This window comes from Spirosoma oryzicola (assembly GCF_021233055.1).
Lineage (GTDB): Bacteria > Bacteroidota > Bacteroidia > Cytophagales > Spirosomataceae > Spirosoma > Spirosoma oryzicola.
In genome coordinates this window covers 1,234,630-1,253,145 of the sequence record NZ_CP089538.1, presented here as the reverse complement: position 1 = coordinate 1,253,145, position 18,516 = coordinate 1,234,630, and the positions used below count along the sequence as shown (strand labels likewise).

General features: G+C 49.2%; 17 protein-coding genes. 12 read left to right on the top strand and 5 right to left on the bottom strand.

Translation table 11 applies throughout. The features are described from left to right. Positions 1-9 precede the first annotated feature (9 nt). The gene (locus LQ777_RS05070; protein ID WP_232561438.1) at positions 10-873 is read right to left on the bottom strand and encodes a nuclear transport factor 2 family protein; all 864 of its coding nucleotides are present in this window, start codon (positions 871-873) and stop codon (positions 10-12) included. Positions 874-1,190: 317 nt separating this feature from the next. Between LQ777_RS05070 and LQ777_RS05065 the strand changes: the two genes are divergently transcribed. The 4 genes from LQ777_RS05065 (at position 1,191) to LQ777_RS05050 (ending at position 5,450) form a co-directional block, all read left to right on the top strand. Further along, positions 1,191-2,222, top strand: a complete 1,032-nt coding sequence (locus tag LQ777_RS05065) for a sensor histidine kinase (RefSeq protein ID WP_232561437.1) — start codon at positions 1,191-1,193, stop codon at positions 2,220-2,222. Between the two features lie 43 nt (positions 2,223-2,265). Beyond that, entirely contained in the window at positions 2,266-3,060 is a 795-nt protein-coding gene (locus LQ777_RS05060; RefSeq protein ID WP_232561436.1) for a LytR/AlgR family response regulator transcription factor, read from the top strand. 173 nt (positions 3,061-3,233) lie between these two features. Continuing rightward, positions 3,234-3,989, top strand: coding sequence for a carboxypeptidase-like regulatory domain-containing protein (locus LQ777_RS05055; protein ID WP_232561435.1), 756 nt, complete (start codon positions 3,234-3,236; stop codon positions 3,987-3,989). A 189-nt stretch (positions 3,990-4,178) separates the two neighbouring features. Then, positions 4,179-5,450, top strand: a complete 1,272-nt coding sequence (locus LQ777_RS05050; RefSeq protein ID WP_232561434.1) for an isochorismate synthase — start codon at positions 4,179-4,181, stop codon at positions 5,448-5,450. Positions 5,451-5,538: 88 nt separating this feature from the next. Here LQ777_RS05050 and LQ777_RS05045 read toward each other — a convergent pair whose 3' ends face one another. Continuing rightward, positions 5,539-5,712: a hypothetical protein gene (locus LQ777_RS05045; RefSeq protein ID WP_232561433.1), complete on the bottom strand. Its 174-nt coding sequence runs from the start codon at positions 5,710-5,712 to the stop codon at positions 5,539-5,541. Between the two features lie 37 nt (positions 5,713-5,749). Next, positions 5,750-6,013, bottom strand: a complete 264-nt coding sequence (locus tag LQ777_RS05040; protein WP_232561432.1) for an adhesin — start codon at positions 6,011-6,013, stop codon at positions 5,750-5,752. 195 nt (positions 6,014-6,208) lie between these two features. Here LQ777_RS05040 and LQ777_RS05035 point away from each other — a divergent pair, with 195 nt between their 5' ends. The 3 genes from LQ777_RS05035 (at position 6,209) to LQ777_RS05025 (ending at position 11,769) form a co-directional block, all read left to right on the top strand. Then, positions 6,209-7,252, top strand: coding sequence for a glycoside hydrolase family 130 protein (locus LQ777_RS05035; protein ID WP_232561431.1), 1,044 nt, complete (start codon positions 6,209-6,211; stop codon positions 7,250-7,252). Positions 7,253-7,529: 277 nt separating this feature from the next. After that, complete coding sequence (locus LQ777_RS05030; RefSeq protein ID WP_232561430.1) at positions 7,530-10,514, top strand: S9 family peptidase; 2,985 nt, start codon at positions 7,530-7,532, stop codon at positions 10,512-10,514. Between the two features lie 154 nt (positions 10,515-10,668). Further along, positions 10,669-11,769 (top strand): hypothetical protein, encoded by a 1,101-nt coding sequence (locus LQ777_RS05025; protein WP_232561429.1) that lies wholly within the window; start codon positions 10,669-10,671, stop codon positions 11,767-11,769. A 27-nt stretch (positions 11,770-11,796) separates the two neighbouring features. Here the strand turns inward: LQ777_RS05025 and LQ777_RS05020 are convergent, their stop codons facing one another. Beyond that, entirely contained in the window at positions 11,797-12,996 is a 1,200-nt protein-coding gene (locus LQ777_RS05020; protein ID WP_232561428.1) for an alpha/beta hydrolase family protein, read from the bottom strand. 456 nt (positions 12,997-13,452) lie between these two features. Here LQ777_RS05020 and LQ777_RS05015 point away from each other — a divergent pair, with 456 nt between their 5' ends. The 5 genes from LQ777_RS05015 (at position 13,453) to glgX (ending at position 17,731) form a co-directional block, all read left to right on the top strand. After that, positions 13,453-14,178, top strand: a complete 726-nt coding sequence (locus tag LQ777_RS05015) for a YiaD family glycine zipper/OmpA-like lipoprotein (protein ID WP_232561427.1) — start codon at positions 13,453-13,455, stop codon at positions 14,176-14,178. Positions 14,179-14,194: 16 nt separating this feature from the next. Beyond that, positions 14,195-14,407: a hypervirulence associated TUDOR domain-containing protein gene (locus LQ777_RS05010; RefSeq protein ID WP_232561426.1), complete on the top strand. Its 213-nt coding sequence runs from the start codon at positions 14,195-14,197 to the stop codon at positions 14,405-14,407. 7 nt (positions 14,408-14,414) lie between these two features. Continuing rightward, positions 14,415-14,768: a DUF3140 domain-containing protein gene (locus tag LQ777_RS05005; protein WP_232561425.1), complete on the top strand. Its 354-nt coding sequence runs from the start codon at positions 14,415-14,417 to the stop codon at positions 14,766-14,768. Between the two features lie 140 nt (positions 14,769-14,908). Continuing rightward, complete coding sequence (locus tag LQ777_RS05000; protein ID WP_232561424.1) at positions 14,909-15,364, top strand: ferritin-like domain-containing protein; 456 nt, start codon at positions 14,909-14,911, stop codon at positions 15,362-15,364. Positions 15,365-15,616: 252 nt separating this feature from the next. Next, on the top strand, positions 15,617-17,731 hold the full coding sequence (gene glgX / locus LQ777_RS04995; RefSeq protein WP_232561423.1) for a glycogen debranching protein GlgX: 2,115 nt from the start codon (positions 15,617-15,619) through the stop codon (positions 17,729-17,731). A gap of 50 nt (positions 17,732-17,781) precedes the next feature. On the opposite strand, the gene LQ777_RS04990 is transcribed toward glgX, so the two are convergent. Beyond that, on the bottom strand, positions 17,782-18,513 hold the full coding sequence (locus LQ777_RS04990; RefSeq protein ID WP_232561422.1) for a DUF3891 family protein: 732 nt from the start codon (positions 18,511-18,513) through the stop codon (positions 17,782-17,784). Positions 18,514-18,516 lie beyond the last annotated feature (3 nt).

Below are 18,516 nucleotides of genomic sequence, written 5' to 3'. Positions count from 1 at the left end.
ATGTCTGCGTTACAAATCCAGTACTTCGTGCACAACCTTCCAGGATGAGTCGGACTGGCGCTTCCAGATCCGCAGAAAAGGCCCTTTTTTCTGTTGATATTCGACGTATCCATACGCAATACCCATATCGCCGGACGATGCCACAGCAACGCGACTAAGCGTATAGATAGCTGTCGCGGTTTCGCGATTCGCTGAGGCATCAGCTCCAGTAACTGGAAGGTCACCAGCCCGATAAAGCCGAACAGCCTGACCACCGGCTAGCGCATAGTCATAGGCCGCCTGTAACGAATAGTTTCGAGCCAGTTGCCCTAGTTTTTGCTCGGCGATTTGTAGTTCGGTCTGTCGCGAAAGCGTATCGACTTTTTCCAGTAATTTCTGGTTGAACGTAGCCGGGGGAATCAGATGGGCGATGGTTTGCCTGGGCGCGTCGTGGATCACTCCCACATCGGCGATGGCTTCCCAAACGCCCGCGTCATTCTTCTGCCAGACGGTCGTGTAATGACCAAAGCCGGTCGGCGTATCTGTTTTGCTTGTAGCGCGTACTTCGAAGGGTCCGGTCGTGTAGCCAAAATCGCCCGAAGCAGCAATGTCGGCATAAACCGGTCGCCACGATAGAATGCCGGGGATGAAAGGCGCTTTTTCGTACAATGGCTTACCGATGGCAAACTTTCCCTGTACGACAACGACAGCTTCCGGCGACAAAAACCGGGAAAATCCAGCTTTGATACCTTCCTGTTCCGTATAGGCAGCAAACGCTCGTTCGGCTTCCACCAGCGACTGAAAATCGGTAGCTAGTGTCGGCACAGCCGATTGGCCATGAGCTTTTCGGTGTGTAGCCCAAACGATGAGCGCAAAAATGATTAGTTTGTTCATAAAAGAGTCCGCTCCGGTAGATGGTTGTCTGTAGCCAATACGAATCCGGGCAAACAAAGATGAACCACCCGTTGACGAACGGAAAGTCAAACCAGGCTGAACCGGGGAAAGCGCTCGTTCAATTGGTGATTGGTGCCTTCCAAATGCGTGCTTTTGTACGGCGGTTTGGTGACGGTTTACCGCTACATCGTGCAAAGAGTTGGCAACTGTTCAGCCACCAGTGACAGTTCATCCCCGTTTTTCATCAATCCAACCAGAATGTGTTTGGCTGTCAGGATCATTGCTACTTATTTCGGATCAACTATGAGCTAATTTTCTTGACCAACCATCCTTTAAAACCAGTTGATGATCGATGGGTACGCATCAGTGGTATCAGCCTGCTGTTACTGCTTGATCTGTATTCAGCACAAACGTTTGTCCATTCCTTTGGCCTGGCAACGGTCAAGGCCGTGCTTGAATTTCTGGTACTAACGACGATAACCTGGGAAGTTAATCGCTGGATACTGGTACGCTTCCGCAACTGGTTTCCGCTTCTTTCCGAGACTAAAAAGCGTATCCTGTTGGTGCTTCCGGTTTGTTGGGTAGCCTCTGTGCTGGTTGACTGGCTGGACATGTTTGTTGTCAATAGCACTGGCTACCACGCTCCTTATCCGCTAACCTCGTACATCAACAGCATCCCCGGCGCATTGATTTACTGCGTCTTAATTGTAGGCGTTCAGGAAGCGGCTTATTATTTCGCTCGACTCATAAAAGCAGAAAAAGAAACGGAAGCGCTTAAGAAAGAAAATCTACAGACTCAGCTTGAAAGCTTGAAACAGCAGGTTAGCCCGCATTTTCTGTTTAACAGCCTGAATACGCTGTCATACCTGATCGGCGATGATGCAAAGCAGGCCGAAAAATTTCTCGACGAACTCAGTAAAGTATATCGCTATCTGTTGCGGAACAACGAGAATGAGTTGACAAACCTGGCTACCGAAATGCAGTTTATTCGCTCATATTTTCATTTGCTTAAAACCCGCTATGGCGACAGTCTACATTTACAGTTAGCCATCGAGCCCCGTTTTGAAGCGTATCTGCTGCCTTCGTTAACCTTGCAGCTCCTGCTTGAAAACGCGGTCAAGCATAACATCATCCACAAAACGCAACCGTTGACCGTCCAGATCATCACTCGGCCCGACGGTCTGCTTACGGTGAAAAACAACCTGCAAAAGAAGGTTCAAAACGTACCATCAACGCGGATCGGACTGGCTAATATCGCGGCAAAATTCCGACTCCTGAACCAACGCGAGATAACCGTCGAAGAAACCGAGCTTGAGTTTGCGGTTACGGTTCCACTTATGACCGGTTAGTCCGTTTGTCTCCATCGACCACCCTACCCAAACCAGTCTTTCTATGAAAATTCTGATTGTCGAAGATGAAGAAATGGCGGCCAAAAAGCTTACAAAAACGCTTACGTCCGTTGAGCCAGGGGCAACTGTCGTCGGTGTTACGAGCAGCATCTGGGAAACTGTGGCCTGGCTCCGATCAAACGAACCCGGTCAGCCGGATGCTCCGGATCTGATCCTGATGGACATTGAATTAGCTGACGGACAAAGCTTTCAGATTTTCAACGAAATCGACGTGACATGCACGGTCATTTTTACGACTTCTTACGACGAGTACGCCATAAAAGCTTTTAAGGTCAATAGCATCGATTACTTGCTGAAACCCGTTCAGGCCGATGAATTGCAGGCCGCTCTGGAAAAGTTTCATCGCTTGAAGGCGCATTACCAATCGATCCGTGCGGAGCATCCGCTGAGTGTTGAGAAACTGGTGCAGCAAATTCAGCAGCAGCTACAGCCCAGAGAGTACCGGCAGCGGTTTCTGGTAACCTACGCACACAAACTCATCGCAGTCGATACGCAGCAGATCGCTTACTTTTTCAGTGATAACAAAATGAACCAGTTCAAAACGGTTGATGGACGAAAGATAGCCATCGATTACACACTCGACGAACTGGAGACGATGCTCAACCCAAGTCAGTTTTTCCGAATCAACCGGTCGTTTCTGGTGTCCGTCGGTAGCGTCGATCAGATTCAGCCTTATTTTGGGAATCGGCTGGCGGTTCAGCTCAAGCCAGTTATTGATAAAGACGTAATCGTCAGTCGGGAAAAACTGACGCCGTTCAAAGACTGGATGGGAAAGTGATGCAATTGGTCGAACCACTATTTCTACACTTCATACGTCAATATCTACAGTTCATACAATTTCCCCTTTCCTGCCTGATTGACGACGATAGCTTTGTGTAGAGAAAAAGAGTAGTCTAATCTGTTGCCGGAACAGCGCTTGATTCCGACGAATGCATACCACTCGACCAACGCATGAAAAAGACAATCTTTCTACTGACACTACCCCTTTTTCTTTTCGTTGCAGGCTGTAAAACACAGAACGGCTACGCGCCGGGCTCCGATGCTGGCTATGCGGTCGGGAAGGTTCTCGACATGCGGGGTAACCCAATTCCCGACGCTGTAATCAGCGCCACCAGCACCCTTAGCGACCACAAGCGGCTGGTTGGTACAACCGATACCAATGGCAATTACCGAATAAAAATCCCGGCTGGCGCCTGGAAAATGTCGGCGGAACTAGAGCGAATCTACCACGGACGTCGATTTCAGTTAATGCTTCATCCTGATCATCCCGAAGTATTTACGGGTCAGGATGGCGTTGTCTGTAATTTCGAATGGCGGCTTTACGGCCCCAAAGCCAACCAGCCTAACCAGTATTACGGCGGAGAAGTAAAGATAACGCAAAACGAATCGAGCCAGATAACAGATATCGAGAACATCGCCTTTACGTTTACCCCCATTAGCCCGCGCATTGACGGCTCAACGGCCCAGCCCGAAACCGTGCATTGTGGCCCACGGGGCACGGATGAGTTTGCCCGCTTTCCCGACATTCCTATCGGTCAATACAAGATCACGGCTTTGTACCAGCCTAGCGGCCAGCGCATTTACCTCCGCAATAACACAGGTGGCACTTATTCAACCGACGGCTCTGTAGTAGCGGAATTTAACGGAACAGCTCCCGCCAGCTCCCGTATAAACGGTATGATACTGGAATTCAAAGAGCAAAACTAACCTGTCTGCTTTCCGATATCGGTTTGCTGACAAGACGCCTGGCGAACACAAGTACCTTTGTTTTAGACTACTTGACATTCGTTACAGCTTCTGCCACAAAAGACTACAACAGTTTTATTCTATTTCGCACAAATTTTCCTCACAAACTGTTATATCAACAACCGCCACTAATCCGGTTGGTCGTTGATTATGCAATCTGATTCTGTTCGTATAGAAGTTCCGAGTACGCAATCCACCGAACGTCGGCTTAACCCTGTTGATTTTTGGGAAACTTCCCGTGCCTTAGGTTTGCCCGCAGCCCTTTGGCGCTTACCCAACCAGCAGGAAAAACAATTGATTGTGTCTTTTGACGAAATCTTACCGCAGGTCTCAGCCGATCTTGAAGAGCTGCCCGCCGGTTTCCTTGTTGGCCCATTTGACAATCTAAACACCGACACGGCTACTCCCAGCCGGACATTGTTTCTACGCGCTGATGTTCAGGCTCGTTTTTCAGACGATAACCAATCTTTCTCCGTAAACAACAATGGCGAAATAGCGGATCGATTTCAAAAATTGCTTATTGAGCAGTTTGACACGAATAGCACGGCCCAATCAGCCCTGGTGGCCCCCACGGCGCTGGTCGATCCCGAAGCGGAAAAGCACTACACGACCAATGTTGCCAAAGCAGTCGAGGCCATGCAGCGCGGAGAATTTCGGAAAGTAGTGCTCTCCCGAACAAAGCGCTTACTTTTTGCGGACGCGCCGAATGCCGTTCAGTTATTTGACAAACTGTGTCAGAAGTACCCTACTGCCTTTATTTCGGCGGTATCCATCCCCGAGAAAGGTCAGATCTGGATAAGCGCCACTCCCGAACGGCTCGTAAGCGTGGACGCGAACGGCATTTTCAGAACCAACTCACTGGCGGGAACGCAATCGGCGTTTGAACCGGACGGAACGCCTAAACGGCCACCCGAAGCGATGTGGTCGCAGAAAGAAATTGAAGAGCAGGCGTTGGTAAGCCGCTACATCATCGAATGCTTTAAAAAAATCCGTCTGCGGGAGTATCAGGAAGAAGGCCCGAAAACAATTATAGCCGGGAATCTGATGCACCTGGCAACGAGCTTTACGGTCGATACGCAGGCCGTTCGTTATCCACAACTTGGAACGGTAATGCTTCGGTTACTGCACCCGACATCGGCGGTTTGTGGAACTCCCCGCGACATTGCCTTCGACTTTATCAATCAACACGAAACCCACGACCGCGAACTTTACAGTGGCTTTGTAGGTCCGGTCAATATTAACACCAATAACGAAGGACCGGCCAGCGATCTGTTCGTGCATATCCGCTGCATGAAGCTGGAAGGAAACGTAGCTACGCTCTACGCGGGTGCCGGACTGACAGAGCATTCAGTACCTCAGCTCGAATGGCAGGAAACTGAAATGAAATGCCAGACGCTTCTGTCGGTAATCAGTCAGCAATAAAGCAATTTCGGCTTATAATTCACGGGTAGCAGTTTGCTGGTAAGAACTGCGTATCTCGTAAAATTATAAGCCGAAAATCGTAAACTACCTACACATCCACATCCCCACCTTCGGCAGGTTCGTTTGGTGAACGCGGGCCTTCTTCAGACGTGCGGTTGCCGGACTCACTGGCAGCCGAGGACTGGGTATCGGAGTCGGGTGCAGTGCCCTCATTGTCGGCATCAGCCGTAGTGATCAGTGGTTCTTCTTCAGATGGCGTCATGCTTTCTGGTGGTTAGTTGTGTATCATTTTTCGGATTTTACTCCATACTGTCGTCGTCCAGATCGTCGTCGATGCTGTCGTCGTCTAAATCTTCATCAAGATCGAGATCGTCATCATCGAACTCGTCTTCAATGTCAGCTAGGTCGTCTTCGCCGTAACCGCTGGTAGCCCCGGAGCCCAGGTCGTCAAATTCGGCTCCGTCGAAGTCGTCGTCATCCTCGTCGTCAAAGGCGGCAGTTTCAGGGTCGGGGTTCAACATCAGCACGTCTTCGTCCTGATCAAACGTTGGCTGGTAAATCATGGTAGAAAGAGTCTATTAAGTGATTTCAAACGTCATAACGCGGCTCTTTGCTGGAAGGTTAGCCGCGTCGTAAATTTATTGACTAAACGGATATAAACACCAGGGTGGATTTCGAGTTGATAAAAAGACAATCCTGAACTAACTGTCTCTAAATGATACACAGAAATTTACGAATGACAACCTGAAAAATTTCTGATGAAAAATTACCAGCTTCGCCGATTATCCGGCCAGCCAATCCTGAAAACAAGTGATGTTAAGCCTTCCGTCGACGGATTTGAGGTTCTTGGCGCTTTCAATCCCGCAGCCTGTTTGGTAGGCGATGAAGTCATTCTGCTTTTGCGCGTTGCCGAAGCGCCCCGTTCCGAAAAAGGCTTTATTGCCGTACCGCTTATCGAAGAACAAGACGGCATTCCGGTTTTAACCGTCAAACAGTTTGCGGAGCCTGCATACCCCTACGACCCTCGTGTGGTGTCCCTTGAAGGCAAAGTGTATCTGACTTCGTTGAGCCATTTGCGCATTGCCCGTAGCCGCGACGGCATTCATTTTACGATTGACGAAAAGCCTTTTCTGTTCCCGGCCCGGATGGATGAATCCTTTGGCGTGGAAGACGCGCGCATTACGTTCCTGGAAGGAAAATACTGGATCACCTACACGGCGGTATCTGAACATGGACCCGGCGTGGGGTTAGCCGTAACCACCGATTTTAGAACGGTCGAGCGCGTGGGTATGATTTTGCCTCCACCGAACAAAGACGTTGCTTTATTTCCGCAGCGCATCAACGGGAAGTACATGCTGTTGCACCGGCCTATGGTCTCCGAAATTGGCAAACCTTCCATTTGGCTGGCCGAATCGACCGATGGCGTTCATTGGGGGAATCATCGGTTTTTGTTTGGTGGTCGGGGTTTACCTGATAATCCGTTTGCTTGGGAAGGCGGCAAGATTGGTGCGGGTCCGGAACCTATTCTGACCGACGAAGGCTGGCTGCTGTGCTACCACGGAGCCGATCCGACGCATTCGTATGCGCTGGCCTTAGCCTTACTCGACAAAGACGATCCCGCACGGGTAATTGACCGTTCCGACGCTCCCCTGTTGACGCCTGAGCTACCGTGGGAGCGCGAAGGCTTTTTCCCGAATGTGGTATTTTCCAATGGCTGGATACAATGGCCCGACGGGCGCATCTGGGTTTACTACGGTGCAGCTGATTCGGGTGTAGGTCTGGCAGAACTCATCCGCGGGTAGTCCAATTGCGTTAGTTATAATCCGTGTCAACCAGTTCTTGCCATTCGTCAGCATGTAGTAAGAATTGATTGACGCGGGTCTGTTCGACGACCGATCTAAACCCTCTTATAAAGATCAGTTCTCATTAGTTTTCGTGCGTAGCCAAATCTATAAGTATAATTACTGTGACTCCGTTGTTGCAATAGCACAATTCATATATTCTATATACTCACACCTAATAATATCTGCCTGCTAATTAATTTTTCAGTATTTTCGTTGGTTGTAACATTCCTCATGTATGACCTTCTTCAATCGACTTCTCTTTTGCTTATTACTCTCCAGTTCGCTATTTGCCCAGACCACCAAGCGGCCATTGAATGCTAGTGATTATGATCGCTGGCAAAGCGTTCGGTCGGAGAAACTATCGAACGACGGCCGCTGGATTGCCTACCAGATCGATCCACAGGAAGGCGACGGACGCCTTGAAGTTACCAGCACCGGATCGGGTGCTAACCGGACTCATTACGTTTTCCCGCGTGGTTACATGGCCCAGTTTACGTCCGACAGCAAGTTTCTGGTTATGAAAGTAAAGGCTTTGGCAGCCGACACAAAAAAGGCTAAACTGAAAAAGAAAAAGCCGGACGAAATGCCCAAGGACAGTCTGCTGGTCCTGAACCTGGCAACGGGTAAGCCAACCAAGATGCCAAACGTAAAGTCCTATGCGTTCGGGAAAGATGCGGGGTCGTGGCTGGCGATTGTGCAGGTACGCCAGGAAAGTCGGGAAACGCCCGCGACGAAGCCCGTTGCTACAAAAGATACGCTGACGCCCGCCCCCCCCGTTTCGACCACTACCGTAGCAACGCGCAAAGGATCCGTTAAAAAACCGAAAGGCGACGATCTGACGCTCCTGAACATGGCCGATGGCACGCGGAAGACCGTTCGTTACGTTTCCAACGTGGTTGTTTCGGATAACGGCCGTACCATTTTCTACAGCAAAGAATCCGCCAACGACTCGCTGAAAGCGGGGAGTAATGCCGTGCCGGGGGTGTTTCTTTTCAATACGGCTAACGGCCAGACGATGCTGGTCGATACCAGTTCGAAGCGAAAAATTTACAAAGGCTTAGCCGTCGACAAAGCGGGTGATCAACTCGCCTGGATGGCTTCGGCAGATAGCGCCGGTGCCGACGTAAAAGTCTTTACACTCTATTATAAAAACCTGTCAGCAACCGCTGCGGCCAAAGGAAAGAAAAGCAAAACACCCGTAACAGAAGCACCTTTCCGCACGGTGGTCGATACAACGACAAAAGCTTTACCGAAAGGATGGTCGGTCAACGAGTTCCGGGAGCCTAAGTTCTCGGAGGATGGCAAACGGCTTTATTTCTCTTCGTCACCGATTCCGCCGAAGCCCACAAAAGATACGCTGACGCCCGACGATGAGAAAGTCAAGATGGACATCTGGACCTGGACAGATAGCCGCCTGCAACCCATGCAGCAACGTCGGCTTAAGGAAGAAAAAGAGCGGGGGTTTCTTACGCTTTACGATTTGGCAGCGGACAAAGTAATACCCTTGGCCAATCGCGAAATTCCGACGGTTACGTTCGACGAGAAAAAGAGTACACGCTACTTACTTGGCCTAAGCGACCTGCCTTATCAGGTACAAGCGTCGTGGGACCCCGGTCATACTGATTTATACCTGATTGATACCCAGACCGGCGAAAAGAAGCGGATTGCCAATGACATTATGGCGTCGCAGCCCCGATTGTCGCCCGGCGGTAGCTACGCCTACTGGTTCGATGAGCGGGATTCGCTCTGGCGTGCCTGGTCCATTGCCGACAGCAAACGGATTGACCTGACGCGCAGTCTACCCAGCAAATTCTTCGATGAAGAACACGACACGCCTAACCTACCCGGTGCTTACGGTTCAGCAGGGTGGACAACCGGCGACCGGTATGTGTGGCTCTACGACCGTTACGACATCTGGCAGATCGACCCAACAGGCCGCGAAAAGCCAACGAATCTAACGGCTGGCTGGGGACGCAAAAACAAAATTCGTCTGCGTCGTGCGGATCTCGACAGCGACAGCGATGATTCTCCTTTCCGGCGCTCGGCAGAAAAAGCCATTGACCCGAAAAATGAGTTGTTCCTGACCGGAATCTGGGAAAGTGACAAAGCAACCGGCATTTTAAAAAGCAAAAATGGCCTGGCCGTTGCCGAACCAACCGTTCTTACCCGCAGCAATCACCGCTACTTTGGCTTGAACAAAGCGAAGAACGCATCCGTCGTTACCTTCTACCGGGGCAACTTCCAGGAACCTATCAACATTTTCCAGACCGACACGACACTGGCTTCACCCGTACAATTGACCCGAGTGAATCCACAGCAGGACAGCGTTCGGTGGGGTAGCGTCGAAATCGTTAAATGGATGGGCACGAACGGGATTCAGCTCGAAGGCCTTCTTTTCAAACCAGAAGGATTCGATCCGAAAAAGAAATACCCCATGCTGACGTATTTCTACGAGCGCAACGCCGAAACCCTGAATGATTACCGGGTTCCAGCTCCCAGCCGTTCGACCATTAACATTCCGTATTGCGTTTCGAACGGGTATCTGGTATTCGTACCGGACATTGTATACACAACAGGTCAGCCGGGTCCCAACGCTTATGATTGCATCGTGCCGGGCGTGTTGAGTTTAGTTGACAAAGGCTTCGTTGATCGCAACCGGCTAGGTATTCAGGGGCAAAGCTGGGGCGGTTACCAAACTGCATACATCATCACGCGTACCAACCTGTTCCGGGCGGCTGAAGCGGGCGCTCCGGTGGCGAATATGACCTCGGCCTACGGTGGTATCCGGTGGGAAACGGGACTGGTTCGCCAATTCCAGTACGAAAAGACGCAGAGCCGAATTGGGGGAACGCTCTGGGATAAGCCCATGAATTACATCGAGAACTCTCCGCTTTTCTTCGCCAATCGGATTGAAACGCCGTTGATGATGACCCACAACGATGCCGACGGAGCCGTCCCCTGGTACCAGGGTATCGAAATGTTTACGGCACTACGTCGGTTGAACAAACCCGTCTGGATGCTGGTCTACAACGGTGAAGGCCACAACCTGACCCAGCGGCACAACGCCAAAGATTTGAGCATCCGATTGTATCAGTTCTTCGATTATTACTTGAAAGACGCGGCTATGCCAATCTGGATGAAAGAAGGTCGTTCAGCCGTTGAGAAAGATCGTGGCGAAATGAAATACGGAACGAACCTGAGTGATAGCTCAAATAAGTAATCCGTTTCTGATACGTTCTTGAAAAGCCCGGAGCCAGCAGGTTCCGGGCTTTTTCATTTGCCTATGAATACGGTTCTGGTAGAGCAGATTAGCGTTATCTTTGCCGCTTATTCCGATTCTTGTACGTTTGTTTTTGCTCTCGCACACCACCCCTATGCTAAATCGCCTATCCACAATCCTGCTGTCAGTAGCGCTCGTTTCTTACGGCTGCAAGACGCTTACATCGCCATTCAGCAAGCCTCCTACGGTTGGCGCTATCACGGAAGAAGGATTGTTAAACTGCTTTACACCAGGTACCTCAGTGAACGGTCAACCCGTTTGGTGCGAAGCTTCAGCGGTTCTTTTTGACGGCAATAAGATCCTAGTCGCCAACGACAAAGACATGCCTGCGGGACAAAGTTCCGTGTTCAGTAAAGCACCGAATACTCTCTCGGACTCAACGAAACCGCCTACTTATCTGACGCAGCCTGCTTTTACAGAAGCGCACAAATACGAAGACTTTGCCCGTACTCCCGACGGTAAGTTTGTTTTTTTAACAACCGCCTTCGACCGCGTTAAACCCAACAGTCACGACTGGGATGGCTACAATACGATTCTGTACTGGCGTACCGGCGATCCCGAGCACCCACGCGTGTTGGCTCCTGATGATAACAGCACGACCTCCATTGCTTACCGTCAACGCATTGCGCAGGTACTGGCTACAAACGAATTTCCGGGGGCTATTCCTTATTTCAAAGTGGAAGGATTAGCGGCTACCGACCGTCAACTGTTATTTGGCATTCGCGAGGAAGGTAAATCATACAGTGAATTTAAACACCGCATCAAAGTGGTTGCCGTCTCTTACAACGTCGACAAAACCAATCGCATTCGTTTGGCTGACGACTGGAAACTGATCGCAGACTTCAATCCGGCTAACGTAGAGTCAACATTACCACAGCCTTTGGCCCTGTCAAGTTTGGAATACGACCCTAAGCGGAAGCGGTTCTGGCTGTTGACATCGCTCGAAGCCAATGGCAAACTGGATGCGTATTTGTGGTCGATCAAACCCAGCGACCTCTACGCCAACAAGCCGTTTACGTTTATTCGAAATGTTCAGGGCCAGCCGTTGCGTTTAGGCCACAAAGCGGAAGATCTGACTATTTTAGATAATAACCGGCTTTTATTGATTCACGACGACGACCGGGCTAAAACAAAAGTGGGGTTGCGCGAACGCCAACCCCACCAAGCAGCTTACACAATTATTACTATTCGGTAATGCTTGCCAGTTCTACTAAACCGAGATCTATTGATTCGTATTAAAGAAATCGTACGTACCTGAAATAAACGGTAAGATCCCCGTCGCGTGCGTTGCATTAGGAATCGGCATCAACTGAACATTGGTAGCTCCCCGTTTCTGCATCGCATCGTAAGCATTTTGCGAATTTAGGTAAGACACAATTTCGTCGGCAGTACCGTGATAAAGGCGCGTCGGCGTTTTTGGCTTCCAGTCGTGGATATCATTATCCTGTACGGCATCCAGAAACGCTTTGTCTGTACCGTTGTTGATCCCCTGCTTAAAGCTATCACTAAATGCCTGATTGATGCTCACGTTAATTGACGCATTCATACCGTTGGCGGCAACCTGTGCTGCATAAGGCTCTTTGAAATAGCCCGTTGCCGGACGATTTATACCATAGATACGATCATACGTTTGCAATACCCAGATATAAAGCCGGTTGATGTAATCAACGCCTGCGCTGGGCTGATTAATGATCTGCTTCATAAAGGCTGGTTTGTCATAAGCGCCCGCTCCGCAGCTCGAAGCCACTAGGTTAAATTCACTGCCGGTTTCTTCTTCAATTTTCTTTTGAAGAGCCAACGTGGCATACCCACCCTCGGAATAGCCGGCGACGTAAAGCCGCTTGTTCCAGTTTACGTTTTTATCGCTTAAAAAATCGCGGGTGGCCCGTAGCATATCAAGCGAAGCCGTAGCTAGCCCATTTCGGTGTTCGTAGGTGTGCGGCAGATCTTTAGATGCGCCGTAGCCAATGTAATCCGGAGCGGCTATGATGTAGCCCAACGATGCAAACACAGAACCAAGGCTGTAGGCTTCACTGCTTGATTGATAATTCGAAGGGGCGTCGTTATCACTTGTTATTGTACCGTGTTGCATACTGAGCAAAGGCAGAGCCGTGTTGACCTTGGGGATCAACAATAGCCCCGATGCGGCAATGCTTTTTCCATCGGTGTTAGTAGTAGTGTATTCCAGTCGGTAAGCGCTGATGTCGTTCCGAACGAAGGCCTGCAACAGCACAGAGGCACCTGTGTAGCGACTTCGTAACTGATCTTTGGTGTATTCGCCGATCAGCGAACTTTTGGTTAAGACGCGGGCGGGCGCAGGATTTACGGGGTCAGTATTGTTACTCTGTTTACAACTGGTGGGTGTCAGCAAAAGGATTCCCCCAACCAGTAATAAGGACAAAAGCGATTTGATTGTTATCATGAACGAGTTGACGAAAAACAAGAAAGTACCTGTAGGTTAAAATAACGTCGTCTATGCTGTTTTCGTTTGTTTTCAGATCGAATAATTTACGTCATAACAACCAGATATAGTACTGACTACCAGCATACTAACCAAAGAGTAAAATCTAACTTTTCGTCAGGTAATACCTTTATCATTTCTACAATAAAGCTGACAATCCAATAATCTACTAAACAACTGTGGTGTTTGTGGAGTCGGTTCCACAAAGTAGGCATTCACCTTCCCGCTTTGCAACCGTTTGTTTGTTTTGTCTCAAAAATTTAGCGCTGTTCTAAAGCACCCAAAGCAATAGTCAACTAACTGTCTAATAGACATTTACCCAATAAACAATGACTTAATCATGGCTATACTACAACGCTTCAATTAAACTGGTACAACATTTGGCTGTCAAAGGGTAGTACCAATCATTCACAATCCATGAAAAGTCAGCTTAAATCTATTAGTAAAAAATCGCTTGTTGCACTCTTAATGACAAGCCTTTTGACAACCAATGTGATAACCAGCTGTAAATCTCAGAAAAACAACTTAAACAAAACTCAAAAAGGTGCTGCCGTAGGCGCTGGCGGAGGTGCGTTGGTTGGAGGCATTATCGGTAAAAAATACGCAAAAGGTAACACCGCATTAGGTGCGATCATAGGCGCAACAGTCGGTGGCGCAGCCGGAGCCGTAATCGGACGACGGATGGACAAGCAGGCCGAAGAAATGAAGCGGACCATGCCAAGCGCGCAAGTTGAGCGTGTAGGCGAAGGTATCAAAATCACGTTCGGTTCTGACATTCTGTTCGATGTGAACTCGTATGAACTGAAGCCTGAAACGAAAAAGCAGTTAATCGAATTCGCTCAGACGCTGAACAAGTACGAAGACACGGACATTCGGATCGAAGGTCACGCCGATGCAACTGGCCCGGATGACTATAACCTGAAATTGTCACGTCAACGCGCAAACGCTGTCGGTGGCTTCTTAGAGACACAAGGTGTGAAATCCTCTCGTGTAGACGAACTGGGATATGGCGAAACCCAACCTGTTGCAGATAACTCGACCGAATCAGGTCGTCGGAAAAATCGCCGGGTTGACGTTGCAGTTTTTGCTAATAAGCAGATGCAGCGTGACGCTCAGAATGGAAAATTAGACTCCACTAAATAAGTAAACGAAACAGACGATGGCAACGGTGAAAAAAGGCGACGAAGTAGAATGGAAGTACGGGAAAGGTAAAGCCGAAGGCACCGTTGCCGAAGTCCATAAAGAAGACATTACGAAGACAGTCCAGGGGACAAAAGTGAAACGTAAAGGCTCCGCTGAAGAACCTGCTCTTGTTCTCAAGCAAGGGGACAAGAAGATTGTTAAATCAGCTAGTGAAGTAACTAAAAAGTAAAGAGATCATGGCAGCAGCAACCGAAACCCTAGATGACAAAGAGAAGAAACAAATCAGGGACGACTTCGATGATGCCGTGAACATGTCGGCTTCTCAGATTCAAAAGTGGCTAAAAACGGATGAATCGAAAGCAGTTGGACAGAAGAAAGGCGATGACAGCGAGTCAGTGGGTCATAAGTCTGGCGAACGTATCATTGAGATACTGAATACAAAGGCTGGTGATCTTTCGGACGACGATTACGCACACATGCGCAAGGTTGTTAGTTATGTAAAGCGACACAGTGCTCAACGCCCCAAAGAGGTAGAAGACTCAAATTGGGAATATTCCCTAAAAAACTGGGGACATGACCCAACAAAATAGATAACCTAAATGTAGTACGGTCTGGACTATCAGACTATACCGGATCGTAACAGCTAGGAACCGAATTAACTTTCTGATTTGCTCAACCACGAACGTTACAAAATCTTTTCAATTCATTACACAATTAAACAAACAACGTTATGTCAGTCAAAGAAACCCGCGGAGAAATCCTTGATCAACTCAATCGTCTGCTAACTCGTAGCCACGATGCAGAAAAAGGATACCAAGAAGCTTCAGAAAACGTAAAAGACACAGAGCTAAAAAGCCTGTTCCTGACGCAGTCGCGTCAACGGGGTGAATTTGCAATGGAATTAGACCGGGAAATCCGGACGCTGGGCGGTGAGCCAGATGGCAGCACGAGTTTCGTAGCTGATCTGCACCGGGCATGGATTAATATCAAATCCACGTTCTCCAGCGATGATGATAAAGCAACTGTAGAAGAGTGCAAGCGTGGTGATCACGAAGCAATCGATGACTATAATTCTGTCCTTCAGGAAACGGACTTAGTTGCCAGCACCCGCGAATTACTGTTGCGGCAAAAACAGAGCATTGAGTCAGCGCACGCGTCGATGGCTCGTCTGGCCTTGGTAGTGTAGTGAATGGTGGGATCGGAAAGCCTGCCCCTTCTGGGGGCGGGCTTTTTTGTGGCTTCTATTTTAGCAATGAGTACCGCATTTCCCGTATCCTTTTCCTAAAAAAACATTCTCTTTTATCGAGAAGTTATCAATGAAGAGTTTAGTAGAAATAAAGGCTTTCCGAGTCAGTTTAAGCACTTCGCCAACTCACAACTCGGCTCACCCTCTACTTAAATTCCTTAAACAGCATATGGGTAATTCCTATACAATATTATGAGTAAACACACATCGGCTACCTCTGACGAAGAGACTATCCAATCGAAACCGGGCAAGCCTTATCCACTCGGTGCCACGTACGATGGCGAAGGCGTTAATTTCGCCCTTTTTAGTGAATCCAGCACAGCAGCCTACCTGTGCCTGTATGATGCGGGAGATCCTAGTCGGGAAGTAGCCCGCATTCCACTGACGGAACGTACAGAACTTGTCTGGCACATATACCTTGATGGCTTGCAGCCAGGTCAGTTGTACGGTTATCGCGTTGATGGACCTTACGATCCTAAGGCGGGCTACTTTTTCAACCCCAACAAACTGCTGCTCGATCCCTATGCCCGTGCCATCAATGAGCCCGTTACGCACAACGATTCGTGGTTAGGTTACGACTACAAAAACCCGTCTGATGATCGCTACTTGATCATGAGCGAAGAAGACAGTGGTCCAACCATGCCGAAGTCTGTGGTCGTTGATTCAAGCTTTGATTGGGAAGATGATCAGGCCCCGGACGTTCCGCTGCATCGCTCGGTAATTTATGAGATGCACGTGAAGGGCTTTACACACCTGCATCCTACCCTACCCGAAAATATCCGGGGTACATATGCAGGCTTGGGATCAGCCGAAAGCATCGATTATCTAAAGAAACTAGGCGTTACTGCCGTTGAGCTGTTGCCCGTTCACCAGTTTACGGACGAAAGCTACTGGGGCTACAACAGCATCGGTTTCTTTGCTCCCCAGAATACTTATTCCTCGTCAGGAATGGCCGGTCAGCAGGTGACGGAGTTTAAGCAGATGATCAAAAACCTGCACAAAGCGGGCTTGGAGGTTATTCTTGATGTGGTATACAACCACACTGCGGAAGGCAACCAGTTTGGTCCAATGCTGTCGTTCCAGGGTATCGACAACCGGGCTTATTACCATCAGGTGGGCGACAAGCCGGAGTATTACATGGACTATACCGGTACGGGTAACACGGTTAATCTAAGCCATCCTCGGGTGTTGCAGATGGTCATGGACAGCCTACGGTACTGGGTTACCGATATGCACGTCGACGGTTTCCGGTTCGATTTGGCCGCTGCGCTGATTCGTACCGATGAAGAGGCTGGACGCGTATCTTCTTTCCTCGATACAGTTGCTCAGGACCCGATCTTAGCTCAGGTAAAATTAATTGCCGAACCTTGGGATATTCAATCGTACCATGTCGGTAGTTTCCCAGTACGCTGGTCAGAATGGAACGGAAAATACCGTGATGCGCTTCGTGGTTTCTGGAAAGGCGATGACGGAAAAGCGGCCGAAACATCTTTACGTCTATTAGGAAGCCCCGATCTGTATTCGAGCGACGGACGATCACCGGCCAACAGTGTCAACCTTATTACGGCGCACGACGGTTTCACGTTGAATGACTTGGTGAGTTACAACGAAAAGCATAACGAAGCCAACGGCGAGGACAATCAGGATGGATCAAACGACAACCTGAGCTGGAACTGTGGCGCAGAAGGCCCTACCGATGATCCGGAAATCAACGCGCTGCGCGAACGGCAAAAGCGTAATTTCCTGACAACTATGCTGCTCAGTCAGGGTACACCAATGCTCGTAATGGGCGATGAGTGTGGCCGTACGCAGCACGGAAACAACAACGGTTATAACCAGGACAGCGAAATTAGCTGGATGAACTGGGACTGGAATGACAAGCAACAGGCTTTGTTTGACTTTACGAGTCAGCTTGCTGCGCTTCGGCGGGAGATGCCGATTCTAAGCCGGCGCAAGTTTTTCACTACCGAGCAAGTACAGTTTATACGTCCCGACGGTCATGAAATGACCCAGGATGATCTCAATAATCCGGGAACGCACTGCATAGCCTTGTTTATTGACGGGCTTCAGGTGACGGAGCAAACGGAAGATGGTCAGGACATTGGCGACGAACAACTGGTGTGGGTACTGAACGCGTTCTGGGAAGATATCCCGTTCAAGCTTCCTAAGATCGGTCGCAAACAATCCATGTGGGAAGTAGTCATCAACACGTTCGATGGACAGATTAATCCTGAAACGGAACCAACGAAAGGTGGACAGGAATTTACGGTCCCTGCCCGCTCCTCAGTACTGTTACGCATGAAATAGATTCAACGTCAATCAGATTGTAGCCTATAGCCACTGCTATTTAGCAGTGGCTATGCTTTTTCCGAGAACGTCCACTGCTTTATTGTTACTGGTGCATCCTGAATGGCGTTGTAGAGCGCATTATCATCGGCAAACAATAACTGGTTGAGGTCGAACGCTTCGATATGTACGTCGATGGTGGGTTTTTCAAAAGGCCAGGGGTCCAGGCTCAACGAACCATCCTTACGCTGAACGATGTAATACGAGATCCCATCGGGTCCAACGCTCACCTCCAAACGACGCGATTCGGGTGGCATCTGATTCATACACAATACCAGCGATAGCGCATCGCACCATTGTACAAATGCGTACGCATACTGAGCTTCAGCTTTGGTTGCGTTGTATTGTTTGCGCCATTTTTTCTGATTATCAATCTGCTGATCAAGAAAAGCATCCAGCTCTTTGTCCTGGCCGCGTTTGGGCTCGTACAAAAATGACGTATGCATCGAAAGCATCAACGCATTCCAGCGGCTTTTCTGCAAGCCAATCTGAATCATACGCCGACATTGATCAACGGAATATTCCAGAATTTGGAAATGAAGTGGAGCACCAGCCGTTGTTAGGTGATTACGCCCTTCCCAGGGGTCTTGTCCGTCATCGTGCTCGGTCAGGGCGACCAGCGTTTCGAACCAGTGTATTGGACGTTTTTGAACTTGCCAGCAAGATGCTAATTGGACCGCAAGCATTCCGTGCGCCTGCTGATTTATAATTTGCCAACCTGAGTCGGTCTGGGTAACAATCATGGA